Annotated in this window: 10 protein-coding genes; 2 read left to right on the plus strand and 8 right to left on the minus strand. The window is 66.6% G+C overall.

What is annotated here, in order from left to right; all coding sequences use genetic code 11:
• Positions 1-30 precede the first annotated feature (30 nt).
• From CS1BSM3_RS22960 to CS1BSM3_RS27815, 7 genes are all read right to left on the minus strand, one after another.
• On the minus strand, positions 31-615 hold the full coding sequence (locus tag CS1BSM3_RS22960; RefSeq protein ID WP_072391407.1) for a hypothetical protein: 585 nt from the start codon (positions 613-615) through the stop codon (positions 31-33).
• A 183-nt stretch (positions 616-798) separates the two neighbouring features.
• Entirely contained in the window at positions 799-1350 is a 552-nt protein-coding gene (gene rimM / locus CS1BSM3_RS22965) for a ribosome maturation factor RimM (protein WP_072391410.1), read from the minus strand.
• Between the two features lie 18 nt (positions 1351-1368).
• The gene (rpsP, locus tag CS1BSM3_RS22970) at positions 1369-1740 is read right to left on the minus strand and encodes a 30S ribosomal protein S16 (RefSeq protein ID WP_072391412.1); all 372 of its coding nucleotides are present in this window, start codon (positions 1738-1740) and stop codon (positions 1369-1371) included.
• Between the two features lie 52 nt (positions 1741-1792).
• Positions 1793-2299, minus strand: a complete 507-nt coding sequence (locus CS1BSM3_RS22975; RefSeq protein WP_072391415.1) for a GNAT family N-acetyltransferase — start codon at positions 2297-2299, stop codon at positions 1793-1795.
• A gap of 3 nt (positions 2300-2302) precedes the next feature.
• Positions 2303-3886, minus strand: a complete 1584-nt coding sequence (ffh, locus tag CS1BSM3_RS22980) for a signal recognition particle protein (protein WP_072391418.1) — start codon at positions 3884-3886, stop codon at positions 2303-2305.
• A gap of 77 nt (positions 3887-3963) precedes the next feature.
• Entirely contained in the window at positions 3964-4608 is a 645-nt protein-coding gene (locus CS1BSM3_RS22985) for a glutathione S-transferase family protein (RefSeq protein WP_072391421.1), read from the minus strand.
• Positions 4609-4955: 347 nt separating this feature from the next.
• Entirely contained in the window at positions 4956-5966 is a 1011-nt protein-coding gene (locus CS1BSM3_RS27815; protein ID WP_174263756.1) for an alpha/beta hydrolase, read from the minus strand.
• An 893-nt stretch (positions 5967-6859) separates the two neighbouring features.
• On the opposite strand from CS1BSM3_RS27815, the gene CS1BSM3_RS22995 reads away from it, so the two are divergent.
• Positions 6860-12124, plus strand: a complete 5265-nt coding sequence (locus CS1BSM3_RS22995) for an alpha-2-macroglobulin family protein (protein ID WP_072391424.1) — start codon at positions 6860-6862, stop codon at positions 12122-12124.
• A 150-nt stretch (positions 12125-12274) separates the two neighbouring features.
• A complete protein-coding gene (locus CS1BSM3_RS23000) occupies positions 12275-12871 on the plus strand; it encodes a hypothetical protein (protein WP_072391427.1) in 597 nt (198 codons plus the stop codon).
• 105 nt (positions 12872-12976) lie between these two features.
• On the opposite strand, the gene CS1BSM3_RS23005 is transcribed toward CS1BSM3_RS23000, so the two are convergent.
• Positions 12977-14677 carry a flavin-containing monooxygenase gene (locus tag CS1BSM3_RS23005; RefSeq protein ID WP_280174770.1) on the minus strand — a complete coding sequence of 567 codons (1701 nt, stop codon included), beginning with the start codon at positions 14675-14677 and terminating at the stop codon, positions 12977-12979.
• Between the last annotated feature and the right edge of the window lie 60 nt (positions 14678-14737).

Consider the following 14737-nt stretch of genomic DNA (forward strand, 5'->3'; position numbering starts at 1 on the left):
TCCCGGCATGCCCCGTCGCAACAACCCGTCTCAGCGTCGCCGTGCGGCTTCGCTGGCCGTGATCTCGGGAAGGCCGATGCGGGCGATCATGGACGCAGGGCTGACCGCCGGCTCCAGGCGGTCGAGGGCGATGACGACATCGCGTCGCGCATCGGGATGCACCAGAACCAGCTCGTGATGGAGACCGGAGACGGTCGTACGAATGCGATGGGCAACACCCTCGTACCGGTCGAGCGGCTCGCGGAACGTGCGCGAGGAGAAAAGGCCCTTTTCCGCAACACGCACGATATTGCCGTCGATCTCGACAAAGCCCTCGCGGCCAAGGTCGGCCAGCAGGCGCCTCACCGGGACGAGAAGCAGCGCCGAGAGCAAAAGGAGGCCCGCAACGATCTGAAGCGTCGCCATGGGCTTGGCGAGTGCCAGACTCACAGTCTCCGGCTCACTGATCGCCTGGGTGGTGACGAGAAACATGCCGCCGAAGAGCGCCAGGATCGTTGCGCCGGCAGCCGTCAGCCCGAGCATGGTGCTCCAGCGCGCGTTGGAGCGCTCGATGCGCACCAGGCAATCGTCATCATTGGACGCCTTCGCAAGGAAATCTTCAGCGTGCGCTAGCATGGCAGTCGTCCCGGCACTTTGTTCAGTCAGCAGAGCATTAAATTCGGCCACTTAACGCCCGGCTAAACAATTCGTTCCGTTCGCAACTATCCCGGGCGCAGGCGCGAACTCCGGCCCGGCCGAGAAAACCAGAACGACAGGTTAGGGCGATAAGCTGGATTTACCCTTGTGGGGGCCCGTCATTTAACCTTGTGGAGGCCCGTCCTCGTCGGAGGGCTCCGGCAAGCTGACCACGATCCTGCCTGCGGCCACGTCGACCTTGGGCACGAAGCGATCATTGAAGGGTATGTGCTCGGTACGTCGCGAGGCCGCAAGAGCGACCTCGATCAAATCACCGGCACCGAAGTTGTGAACGGCCACGACGCGGCCGATCTCGGCACCATCGGGGGCGACGGCAGCGAGCCCGATCAGGTCGGCGTGATAGAACTCGTCTTCACCGGCCGCCGGGAGCTGCGCGCGATCGATGTAGAGGTCGATCCCAGCCAGAGCCTCGGCAGCATTGCGATCGCTGATGCCGGCAATTCGCGCAACGACCCCCTTGGCCGTCACGCGCAGCACGCGAAGCTCGAGCGTGCGATTGGCCGCCGGCGCGGCGAGCGGCCCATAGGCACCGATCGCCGCCGGATCGTCGGCATAGGAGCGCACGAGCACCTCGCCGCGCACGCCATGTGCGGCAACGATCCGGCCAAGCAGAATGCGCCCGTCCCGATCCTCGTCGCCTGGCCTGCCCGGCATCGTGCGTGCGCCTTATGCTTACGCGGCCGCGTCGCCGCTGCTCTCGGCGGCCTTCGCCGCCGCTTCAGCAGCAGCCGCCTCGCGCTCGAGACGCTTCTTGCCGGGCTTGGCCTTCTCGGGGTTGTTGCGCGGCGTGCGCTTCATGAGGCCGGCCGCATCGAGGAAGCGGGCCACGCGATCGGTCGGCTGGGCGCCGACGGAGAGCCAATGCTTCGCGCGGTCGAGGTCGAGCTTCACGCGGTCGGCGTGGTCCTTCGGCAGCATGGGATTGTGCGTGCCGATCTGCTCGATGTAGCGGCCGTCGCGCGGCGCGCTGCTCTCTGCAACGACGATATAGTAGTACGGGCGCTTCTTGGCGCCACCGCGCGAGAGGCGGATCTTCACGGACATGACTTTTCTCCTAGGTCCATTCTGGTCATTCAGTCTTCTGACAACGTCAACTTCAGGTCACATTCGCCGGGTGCCGCCAGACGTCGACGACAGCACCCCGCATCTCGATTGATCCATCCTGCTTCGCACCGAGGCGCTCCGCGACCCCGCGGGACGGCGCATTTTCCGGCGCGATGTAGCTCACGATCGTCGGCCAGCCGAGCTCGCCATAGGCGTAGGCTCGTGCCCGCGCAGCAGCTTCGGTTGCATAGCCGCGCCCGCGGAAGGCCGGCAGCAGTCCCCACATGAGCTCGCGATGCTGCCAGCCCTCCGGCTCCCAGAGGCCGCTGTAGCCCGCGAGCACGCCGCTCGCCTTTTCCTCGATCACCCAATTGCCGAAGCCGCGCAGCGCCCAGTGCCCGATGAACATCGCGATGCGCCGCCACGTATCCTCGCGCGTGAGCGGGCCGCCGATGAAGCGCGTCTCGGCGCCGTCCGCCATGAACGTGGCGAACGTGTCGAGGTCGTCGCCGCGCCATGAGCGGAGCCGCAGGCGCTCGGTTTCGAGGACGGGCGCCATGGGCTACTTCTTCTTTCCCGGAAGGCCCGGCAGGCCCGTGAAGCGCGGTCCGCCGCCGCCCAATCCCGGCAATCCGGGAAGACGCGGCACGGGCTTCGTGCCAAGCCCCGGCAATGCCGGCGCCGGACCGCCTGCGCCGAGCTGCTCGCGCACTTCCTTCGGCAACTGCTCGAGTGCCTTGGGATCGAGGCGCGCAAGCTCGGCCTGCATTTTCTCGACCTCGGCCGCATTGGGCACGGCGCCGCCGCCGAGCCCGAAGGCACCGGCCATGCGCTGCATCATGCCCTTGTTCTTGCCCATCATCTTCATCATGTCCGCCATCTGGCGGTGCATCTTGAGGAGACGATTGATCTCGTCGGGCCGCGTACCGGAGCCGGCCGCGATACGGCGCTTGCGCTTGCCGTCGAGGATCTTCGGATGGCGGCGCTCGTAGGGCGTCATGGAGGAGATGATCGCGCCCTGGCGCTTGATCATCTTGTCGTCGAAGCTCGAGGCGGCCATCTGCTGCTTGATCTTGCCCATGCCGGGCATCATGCCCATGAGCCCGCCCATGCCGCCGAGCTTCTGCATCTGCTTCAACTGTTCGGCGAGGTCCTCGAGATCGAACTCACCTTTGCGCATCTTCTGCGCAATGGCCTGAGCCTTCTCGGCGTCGATCGTCTGCGCGGCCTTCTCGACGAGGCTGATGACATCGCCCATACCGAGAATGCGGCCGGCAATGCGCTGCGGATGGAAATCCTCGAGCGCATCCCAGCGCTCGCCGACACCGATCAGCTTGATGGGCTTCCCGGTCACCGCGCGCATGGAGAGCGCCGCGCCACCGCGGCCGTCGCCATCGACACGCGTCAGCACGATGCCGGTGATGCCGACGCGCTCGTTGAAGCTCTTCGCGAGGTTCACCGCATCCTGGCCGGTCAGGCTGTCGGCGACGAGCAGCGTCTCGTGCGGCTGCGCGATGTCGCGCACGTCCGCCGATTCCTGCATCAGCTCCTCGTCGATGTGGATACGGCCCGCCGTATCGAGCAGCACAACGTCATAGCCGCCGAGCTTTGCCGCTTCGATGGCGCGCGCGGCAATCTGCTTCGGCGTCTGGCCAGCGATGATCGGCAGCGTCGCCACACCCGTCTGCTCGCCGAGCACACGGAGCTGCTCCTGTGCTGCGGGCCTCCGCGTATCGAGCGAGGCCATCAGGACCTTCTTCTTGTCGCGGTCCGTGAGGCGCTTGGCGATCTTGGCGCAGGTCGTCGTCTTGCCCGAGCCCTGCAGGCCGACGAGCATGATCGGCACCGGCGGTGTGGCGGCGAGATCGATCGGCTGGGAGTCGGAGCCCAGCATCTCGACGAGCTCGTCGTGGACGATCTTGACGACCATCTGGCCGGGCGTGACCGATTTGATCACGTTGGCGCCGACAGCCTTGGCCTTCACCTTGTCCGTGAAGGAGCGCACCACATCGAGGGCAACGTCGGCCTCGAGGAGCGCCCGGCGCACCTCGCGCATGGCTTCGCTGACGTCACTCTCGGTCAGCGCACCGCGCCGGGTGAGCCTGTCGAGGACGCCGGAAAGCCGGTCGGACAGCGATTGGAACATGGCCTCTCAGTTCTCTCTCGGGAAAGGCGCCGCCGCTGCAGCCTTCCTCAGATGCTGTGCGCGCACGCGCTCCGTGCTCATGCGCCGGGCACCATCATGGACTTGAAGTCGACCATCACGTGCGCCTGGTAGGCCGGACGCTGCGTGAGCTTCTTGTACCAGACCTCGACATTGGCGAGCGGCGGTCGCTCGATGGGCAGGTTGAAGTACCGGTACATCTGCGTCCCGACCGCGATGTCGGCGATCGTGAGCTGGTCTCCCATAATATAGGGACGCTGCGTGAGCTGGCGATTGAGGATCGCAAGTTTCTCGCCGATGCGCCGCGCCGAGGCCTCGACCAGCTCGTCGTCGCGCTCGGAAGCCGGCGTACGCACGAGCTGGATGAAGCACGTAGAGATGATGTCGGGATAGAGCGTCGACAGCGCCCAGTCCATCCAGGCATCGGCCTTGGCGAAGGTCTGCTCGTCGGCGGGCGAGAGCGTGCCGCGGCCATAGCGCTGCGCCAGATGGCGCACGATCGCGTTCGACTCCCAGAGCACGAAACCGTGGTCGTCGATGGTCGGCACGCGGCGGTTGGGGTTGAGCTGGACGTACTCGGGCGTGTCGAGCTTGCCGAACTCGCCGCCGTAGTCGAAGCGCTGGTGTGCGAGGCCGAGCTCGCCCACGGCCCACATGACCTTCTGGACATTCACCGACGACTTGCGTCCCCAGACTTTCAGCATCGCCACACTACCCTTGCCGCTGTGCCAATCCGCACCCCGCCGACCGCACCCGCGTAGTCCAAACGCAAACGCGCCCGTGAGCGAACCCTCGCTGACGGACGTTGACCGCATCTGCCTCCGCCACCAGTCCCTGGACGGGGCCGCGGCACGTGCAAACCGGTGGCTCTGGTATCCAGGGCCTGCTTGCGATGGCGCCTTCATGAGGGAAAGGGGGGCAAGTGTCAACCTCGAGGGCGGCCATAGAATAGGCTTGCCACCCCCGCAAACCCTGTTTGGGCCGTACCCAAACCATCGATCTTCCCTGGCGTCCCCGGCACGATGCCCCCTCCCCGAGGGGACGACCGGCCTTACTGCTTGAACCTCCAGTATCCGCCGCCAGGATCCTTGATCTGCTCGATCCCGAAGCGGTTCAATACGGGGACACCACGGATCAGATAGTAAATGTCTGATATGATCGACCGGTTCTCCGCGTAGTAGCGGTGCCCCCAGAAGGACGTATCCACCGGGCCGGCATCGATCGTGGAGATGCCCTCGGCCACGAACGGCGACGGTGAGGTCGTACCCAGCCGCGGGAAGGCACGGCCCGGCCCGCGGCCGATTTTCGACAGATCGAGGGCCTTGTCGCGATCCGACGCGTACAAAGTAACGTTCATTCCGGCGGCCTTGATGGCCGGGAAAATGCGGTCCTTGAAGATGTCGCGATCGATATCGGGCGCCGCCAGGATGAGCTGGCGATAGCGAGCCGAGATCTCGCGCGGCGCATTGGTGGTGAGACCGGCAACAGCGGCCGCAAGTCCTCGCGTTCCCATGCTGTGACCGATGAGGAAGATCTCTTCGGCTCCGGACCTCTCCGCTATGTCACGCAGAAACTGACGCAGGTTGTCGGTGCTCCACTCGATACTGTCCGCATCCAGTCCGTAGGCGCTCTCGCTCCCAACCGACGGCCAGCTATAGATGATGGCCAGGCCAGGGAAATTGAGGTCATACTTCATCTGTGCGGCGCGCCGCGTTGCCTCGTGGAAGTCGTTGGCATAGCCGTGCACAAACACGAAGGCCTGTCGCTCGCTCAGCCGACCGCTCTCTGCTCGAAGCTGGCCGAAGAAGTCATCGCTCCCCATGCTGGTAATGCTGGCGACGACGATGTGCTTGGCGGGGTTCGGCGAGAACTCGAATTTCAACACGCTGGGCGTTTCCAGGCGCCCGACCGCATGAGCTCGTGGAACGGTGACGTCGCTGTAGCCATAGCTCACGGCCGCGCGCTCGTGACCGTAGTAGGTCCGGGGATCCGAGGACGCCGTGCGGTTGCGATCAGTGCCGAAATAGACGCGGACAGTGGCTGCGACATCCGAAGTAGGCACAGCAGCGTCGTATCGCCGTGCCCTCCCCCCTCCCCAGATCTGGCTGGGGCCGCGAGTCATGCGATCGTATTCTTCACGCAAACTGGGAGGCCAAGCCACGGGCACATCGATGGCCTGCGGCTCCTTGGCGGCTTTCTTGGCCAGCTTCTTTTTGGCCGCTTTTCGCGACCCCTGACTTGCTCCTGGAGCCGACGACTTCGCTTGCGCTTTGCGGCGGTCCGTCTTGCGTGCGTAGCTTTGCCGGCGGTCGCTCGGCAATGTCGCCGAGCGAGATCTGGTGGCTGGCGGCTGCCGTGTAGCCGCGGGCGCATCCTTCACCGATGTCTCGATCGGCGCGTTCCACCGCTCCCAGGAGCAGCCTGTCAGCGTCACGGCAAAAAGCATCGCCGCCAAGACCGGCAATATGGAGGATAGGCTTGTCAAAGAAGCGCAACTACGCCGGTCCGACCGCCGGCACGCGAACGTACGCCGAAACGCACACACAGACATTGTCCCCGCCCCAGGAGAATGATCAGAAGTATGCAGCGATATTGGCGTGGCCACTGCGGACCGCCAAGTATGCTTGGGCCGCCGGATCGAAATCGACGATCCAGGGGTGCAATTGCACCACAGCTAGAGCCCCAACGCGCCCTGTCCGCATGGCCGCCGCGGGCATAGCACCACGGCGGAGGGCGATAGCACGTCTTCCCAGCAGCCCGCGGCACAAAAAATTAAGCCCAAACTTGCCGGAATTTGCCGGGCCGCTGCCGCCCGCCGACCCTGCTTTCCGCCCCGGTGTGGATCGATGCTCCGGGTGCCATTAATTGGTCAACGACCGGCGCTGAACTCGGTTCTGCCAGCCCAAGCAGAACCTGTCGGCCGGCCCCATTCCTCGCGCCCCGGGATTCGCCTCGATGTTCTTCACCCGCCCGATCGCCTTCGTGCTCGGCCTCCTGCTCTTCTTGAGCCTGCCGGCCCTCGCCCAGCAGCCGCAACCGCTCTTCTCGCACCCCGTCGTCAGCAAGGACGCGGAACGCTACGAGAGCTACCTCAAGGGGGCCTTCAAACCGGGCAAGCAGACAGCGCGCCAGCTTCGTGAGGCGGGCCTGAAGGTCCTTGCCGACGGGGGCGACGCCCGCGTCGCCGCGCGCCACCTCGCGACAGCAGTCGTGACCGACGCGAAGGATACGGCGGCCTGGACAGGCCTTGCCAAGGCGCTCCTCGCCATGACGCCGGACCCGGCGCGCCCTGCCGAGCGCTACTCCATTCCCGTGAACGCCTCAGGCGCCGCCTATCGCGCACTGGAGAGCGCGACAAGCGACCAGCAGCGCGCGGAAGCCCTCGCAGCTCTCGGCGAGGCCCTGAAGGCGCGCTCCATGTGGCGCCCGGCCATTGAAGCGCTCGCCGCGAGCGTGCGCCTCGTCGATACCGACGAGGTCAAAGACATGCTCGAAGCGCTGCGCGCCGAGCACGGCTTCCGCGTCGTCGACTACAAAACCGAGTCCGACGCCGTCGAGCCACGCCTCTGCATCAATTTCTCCGAGCGCCTGCCGAGCGCGGTCGGCGACCTCCAGAAATTCGTCGCCATTGACGGACGCGAGCCGCAGAACGTGACGGTCGAGGGCCAGCAGCTCTGCATTGACGGCCTCGAGCACGGCAAGCGCTACGAGGTGCAGCTCCGTGCGGGCCTTCCCTCGACAGTGGGCGAGAACCTCTCCAAAGCCTCCGAGATCGCCGTCTACGTGCGCGACCGCGCGCCGTCCGTGCGCTTCACGGGCCGCGCCTACGTGCTGCCGAACCGCGGCCAGCAGGGCATTCCGCTCGTCTCGGTCAATGCCAGCAAGGCCGCGATCGAGATCCTGCGCATCGGCGACCGCGCGCTTGCCGGCGCCACCACGCTCGACGGATTCCTCAAGCAGGTGCAGACCTACGAGCTCGAAACCATTCGCGACAGGAGCGGCCAGCGCGTGTGGCAGGGTGAGCTCGACATCGCGAGCCGCCTCAATGAGGACGTGACAACGGCCATCCCCGTCAGCGAAGCCATCCCCGATCTCGCGCCCGGCGTCTATCTGATCATTGCCTCCGCCGTCGATGCCAAGCGCGGCGAGTACCAGGTGCCCGCGACGCAGTGGTTCATCGTTTCCGATCTCGGCCTGACGGCCCTTTCCGGTGACGACGGCCTGCACGCTTTCGTGCGCGCGCTCGGCGCAGCCTCACCCGTCGGCGACATCGCGGTACGCCTCGTCGCGCGCAACAACGAGGTGCTGGCGACCGGTCGCACGGACGCGCGCGGCTACGTGCGCTTCGATGCCGGCCTCATGCGCGGCACGGGTGGCCTTGCTCCCGCGCTCCTCGTCGCCGAAGGCAACAAGGACTACGCCTTCCTCGATCTCGCGACAGCCGCGTTCGACCTCACCGACCGCGGCGTGAAGGGCCGCGAGCAGCCCGGTCCTCTCGACGGCTATGTCTATGCGGACCGCGGCGTGTATCGCCCCGGCGAGCCCGTGTACCTCGTCGCCCTGCTGCGCGATCGCACGGGTGCTGCCTCCGATACGCCGGCGACCCTGATCCTCTCGCGGCCCGATGGCGTCGAGCATCGCCGCATTGTCCTCAATGACGCACAGCTTGGCGGGCGCGCTGCGACGCTCGCGCTTCCCCCGACCGCGATGACGGGAACGTGGCGTGCCCGCCTCCATACAGACGTGAAGGGCAAGGCCCTCGCGCAGACTTCCTTCCTAGTCGAGGATTTCGTGCCGGAGCGCCTGTCGCTCACGCTCGAGCCGCAGAGCAAGGCCATTGCCATCGAGGAGACGGCGTCGATCGCAATCAACGGCCGCTATCTCTATGGCCCGCCGGCCGCCGGCCTCGCCATGGAAGGCGACATCAACGTGCGCCTTGCAACGGGCGACCTCCCCGGGCTTCCGGGCTACAAGTTCGGCCTTGCCGGCGAGCAGGTCATGCCCGTGCGCCAGCCGCTCGAAAGCCTGCCGCAGACTGGCGCCGACGGCCGCGGCCTGATCGGCGTGCGCCTGCCCGCTATCCCCAAGACGGCAAAGCCACTCGAAGCCGAGATCATGGTTCGCCTGCGCGAGCCGAGCGGCCGCACCATCGAGCGCAGCGTCCGCCTGCCGGTCGACACGCGCGCGGCCCGAGTCGGCATCAAGCCGCTCTTCTCGGGCGGCCAGGTCGGCGAAGGCGAGACGGCCCGCTTCGAGAGCGTGCTCGTCGATGCCGAGGGCAAGCCGAAGGCGGGCGCCGCGCTGAAGTGGGAGATCGTGCAGCTCAATCAGCGCTGGCAGTGGTACAGCCGCGATGGCCAGTGGAACTACGAAGCCATCACGACGACGAAGCGCATCGCAAATGGCACCGCGACCAGCGACGCCACCACGCCCGCGCGCATCGAGGCGCCTTCACTCGACTGGGGCCGCTATCGCATCGAGGTGACGAGCGCGGATCCGAAAGCGCCGGGCGTCGCGAGCATCCTCTTCAATGTCGGCTGGCACGCGAGCGAGGACGCCGAGAGCCCCGAGGTGCTCGACGTCGTGCTCGACAAGCCTACGTACAAAGCAGGCGACACCGCACGTGTCCGCATCAACGCGCGCGCGGCCGGCAAGGTGCGCCTCGCCGTGCTCTCGAGCGGTCTCCTCACCATGCAGGATGCCGACGTCCCGGCCGGCGGCGGCGAGATCGCCCTGCCCGTCGACGCCAAATGGATGCCAGGCGCCTACGTCACGGCCATGTTCTATCGCGCCATGGATGAAGGTGCGAAGCGTATGCCGAGCCGCGCCATCGGCGTGCGCTGGCTCGCACTCGACACGGCGAGCGAGACGCTGAAGCTGACGCTCAACGCGCCGGCCAAGATCAAGCCCGCGAGCACGCTCACGGTGCCGGTCAAGATCGAAGGCCTGAAGGCCGGCGAGGCTGCGCGCCTCACGGTTGCGGCCGTCGATATCGGCATTCTGAACCTCACGCGCTTCGAGGCGCCCGCGCCCGAGCGTCACTTCCATGCCCAGCGTCGTCTCGGCGTCGAGATCCGCGACTTCTATGGCCGCCTGATCGACGGCATGCGCGCGACGCGCGGCTCGCTGCGCTCGGGTGGTGACGGCGAAGGTGGTGGCGGCATGTCCATGCGCGGCAGCCCGCCCGTCGAGAAGCCGCTCGCGCTCTTCTCGGGTATCGTCGAGGTGAAGGCCGATGGCACGGCGGAGGCGAAATTCGATCTGCCGGACTTCAATGGCACGGTTCGCCTCATGGCCGTCGCCTGGAGCGCCGGCAAGGTTGGCTCGACGGGTTCGGATGTCCTCGTGCGTGATGCGCTTGCGCTCACAGTCACGGCGCCGCGCTTCCTCAGTCTCGGTGACGAAGCCAGCATCGCCATCGACGTGCACAACATCGAGGGGCCCGACACCGGCTACCAGCTCACGGCCGAGCAGGAGAATCCGCAGGGTCTTGCGACCTCGCTCGCCCAGCGCAATCCGCGCCTCGCGCCGAACCAGCGCAGTGCGGAGCGCATCGCCATCAAGCCGGCGAGCCTCGGTCGTCACGTCTATAACGTGCGCGTCAGCGGACCTGACGGCATCGAGGTGCGCCGTCGTGTGGCGCTGGAAGTCATGCCGCCGGCCAACGACATCCGCCGCACGGTCGTCGCAAACCTTGCAGCCAAGGGCGGGCGCCTGAGCCTCTCGTCGGATCTGCTCGCGGATCTCATCCCGTCGAGCGCACGCCTTGCGCTCAATGTCGGCCCCTCTGCCGGCATGGACGTGCCGGGCCTCCTCGCCTCGCTCGACCGCTATCCTTACGGATGCGCCGAACAGACGACGAGCCGCGCGCTGCCGCTGCTCTATGTCAACGATGTCGCGAAGCGCATCGGCCTCGCCGAGGAAAGGCAGCTCAAGGAGCGCGTGGAGAAAGCCGTCGCGCGCGTTCTCGAAATGCAGGATGCGTCCGGCGCCTTCGGCATCTGGGGACCGGGCGAGCCCGATCTCTGGCTCACGGGCTACGTCACGGACTTCCTGACGCGCGCAAAGGAGCTTGGCTATACCGTGCCCGAGCGGCAGCTCACGCAGGCGCTCGACCGGCTCGCCAACTTCATCTCGTATGCCCAGGACTTCGAGAAGGGCGGAGAGGCGCGCGCCTATGCGCTCTACGTCCTCGCCCGTAATGGCCGCGCGCCCGTCGGGGAGCTGCGCTACTACGCCGACACGCGCCTCGAGCGTTTCTCGTCGGCGCTCGCGCAGGCCCAGATCGGTGCAGCACTCGCCATGACCGGCGACAAGCCCCGCGCCGAACGTGCCTTCCGTGCCGCCCTCGCCCGCATGGGCGATGACGCTGCCGACAACGGCCGCGCCGACTATGGCTCGCGCCTGCGCGATGGTGCGGCCGTGCTGACGCTCGTCTCGGAGACGCGTACGCTCGTCAGCGAGGCACCGCAGCTCGCCCGCGTCATCGAGCGGGCGCAGGCCACGCGCACGTATACATCGACGCAGGAGCAGGCCTGGATGCTGCTCGCGGCTCGCGCACTCAGCGATGCCGCAGCCGGGACGCGCCTCACCGTCAATGGCACGGTCCACAGCGGCGAGCTGACGCGCTCGCTCGCAGCATCGGATCTCGGCCAGGGTGGTCTCGCCGTCGTCAACAGCGGCGAGGCGCCGGTCTCCGCCGTCGTCTCGGTCACGGGATCGGCGCTCACGGCCGAGCCCGCTGTCTCGAAGGGCTTCACGATCTCGCGCAGCTATCACACGCTCGATGGCACACCCATCGCGGCAAATGATGCGCAGATGGCCGTCAAGCAGAACGATCGCGTCGTGGTGGTCCTGAAGATGGAAGGCCAGCACACGGGCGGCCGCGTGCTGCTCGTCGATCGTCTGCCGGCGGGCTTCGAGATCGAGAACCCGCGTCTCGTCGACAGCGGCGATACGAAGAGCCTCGCGTGGGTCGGTGCATCCGGCAAGCCCGCGCACACCGAGTTCCGCGATGACCGCTTCGTCGCTGCCTTCAACTACTTCGAGGGCGAGGACCGCAGCACCGGAACCAAGCCCGCCGCGACGGTGGCGTACATCGTGCGCGCCGTCACGCCGGGCCGCTACGTGCACCCCGCCGCTTCAGTCGAGGACATGTACCGGCCCGACCTCCACGCACGCACTGGCGCGGGCACGCTCGAGGTGGCGCCAGCCCAATAAAGGGAACAGATCATCCGCTCGCGCGTTTAAGGCAGCGATGAGGATAATCGCGGCAAGGTTAACCTTGCCGGGGTGGGTTACAGTGTGTGTTCCTGCGCCGCACATATGCGCGGCATTGTCCTCACCGCCAACGTGCGAAGGAGACACCCAATGTCGTTAAGACGTGTGGGCGCAGGCGCAGCTTTTCTTGTTGCCGGCGCATTTTTCACAAGCGCTCAAGCCGCCCCAGTCACGGGCGGTGTTGGGACGAAGGCCCTGATCGACCCTCATGCCATGGTCGAGAAAACCCAGGTCATCGTCTTCGGCGGGCGGCGCTGGTGCTACTACTGGGATGCCTGGAATGGCCCCGGCTGGTATTGGTGCGGCTACGGCTGGCGACGCGGTTTCGGTTGGGGCGGTGGCCCGGGCTGGCACGGATGGCGCCATCAGAGCCGCGCCTGGCAACGTCGCAATCCTGGATGGGACCGTGGCGGCGACCGACGCCGTGTCAACCGCGGCCCCTCGGAGCGTCGCAGCTTTGATGGTGGCCGCCGTGGTGGCGGACGTGAGGGTATGAGCGGTCGCGGCGGTGGCCGTGACGGCATGAGCCGAGGCGGTGGTCGCGGTGGTGATGGCGGTCGCGGTGCCTCGAGCGGTCGCGGTGGCGGCGGTGCCATGAGCGGAGGCGGCGGTCGCGGCGGTGGTGGCGGCGGCGGTGGACGCGGCGGCGGAGGCGGCGGTGGTGATGGTGGCGGCCGCGGCCGCTGATCAGCCAGCGCAGGCTCTTAGCCTATGAGCAAGACGACCGCTTCGGTTCATCCGGAGCGGTCGTTGATCATTCTGCGATCGTGAAAGCGAGAAGCGGCCGAACGCCTATTCCGCCGCGACGGCACGCTCATCGCCTCGCGTGAGAACGAAGCCCTCGTAGCCCTTGGCGGCGACGTCGTCGCACTCCTGGCGATAGACGCCGACACCGCCGATATACGGCATGAACATGCGCGGCTTGCCCGGCACGTTGGCCCCCATGTACCAGGAGGCAGCCTTCACATAGAGCGTGCGGTGCCCCGCCTCGTTCACGTGCTGGCCCCAGCTTACCTCCGCATCGGCCCTCGGCTCGATCGTCTCGATGCCGTTGGCGCGCATGTGCGCCAGCGCATCGACAAGCCAGTCCACGTGCTGCTCGATGGAAACGATCATGTTGCTCAGCACCGACGGACTGCCCGGCCCGGTGATCATGAAGAGGTTCGGCAATTCCGCGCACATGAGCCCGAGGTAGGTCTGCGGACCGGCCGCCCACTTCTCGCGGAGCTCCACGCCATCGCGCCCGCGAATGTCGATGCTCATCAGCGTGCCGGTCATCGCGTCGAAGCCGGTCGCATAGACGATCGCGTCGAACGCCTGCTCGCCCGCGGTCGTGCGCACGCCTTTGGGCGTGATCGCTTCGATCGGCGTCTTGCGCAGATCGACCAGCTTCACGTTCGGCCGGTTGTAGGTTTCGAAGTAGTCCGTATCGATGCAGATACGCTTGGTTCCGATCGGGTAGTCGTGCGGGCAGAGCGCCTCTGCCGTCTCGGGGTCCTTCACCGTCTCGCGGATCTTCGAGCGTACGAACTCCGCGGCGGTATCGTTGGAGGCCTCGTTGGTGATGAGATCGTTGAAGGCCGCCATGAAGGCTGTACCGCCCACGGCCCAGCGCTCTTCGTAGATGCGCTGGCGCTCGTCCGGCGAGACATCCATGGCGGAGACATTGTTGAGACCCCAGGTCTCGTTCTCGACGCCATAGAGAATGCCCGTGCGCATGGTGCGTGCCTTGGCGCGACGCCTCTCATAGTCCGACTTCCACGGTCCCTCGTAATCCGGCGTCATGGGGCCATTGCGCGAGGGGATCGAGTAGTTCGGTGTGCGCTGAAAGACGGTGAGATGCGCTGCCTGCTCCGCGATGACCGGGATGGCCTGGATGGCCGACGAGCCGGTGCCGATCACGGCGACTTTCAGCCCGCTAAAATCCACCCCTTCGTGCGGCCAGTAGCCGGTGTGGTAGGTCGCGCCCTGATAGGAATCCCGTCCTGTGATCTCGGGGAGCTTCGCGGTCGAAAGGCAGCCCGTCGCCATCACGCAGAACTGCGCGGAGAACTGTTCGCCTCGGTCCGTGCTGATCGTCCAGCGCCGCGTCTGCTCGTCGAAGTGCGCCGCTGTCACCCGCGTCTCGAGCTGGATGTCGCGCCTGAGATCAAAGCGGTCGGCGACGTGGTTGGCATAGGCGAGAATCTCGGGCTGGCCGGCGAAACGCTCGCTCCACGACCACGTCTGCTGCAGCTCCTTCGAGAAGGAGAACGAGTACTGCATGCTCTCGACGTCGCAGCGCGCGCCCGGATAGCGGTTCCAGTACCAGGTTCCGCCGACGTCGCTCGCCACATCGAGAACGCGCGCGGAGAGGCCGAGCGCCCGCAGGCGGTGCAGCATGTACATGCCGCCAAAACCGGCACCGACGATGATGACGTCGTAGCTCGCCGCGAGGCCAGCGGCCCTGTCAGGTTGTGCTGGCCTGCCCTGCTGTGTTCCCGTGCCCGACACGTTCGGCTCCTTCCCTACTGTCGCCCCACTTATTGACGCGCATTGCTGCGCATACGGAGT

Origin of the sequence: Hyphomicrobium sp. CS1BSMeth3, assembly GCF_900117415.1 — a bacterium.
Lineage (GTDB): Bacteria > Pseudomonadota > Alphaproteobacteria > Rhizobiales > Hyphomicrobiaceae.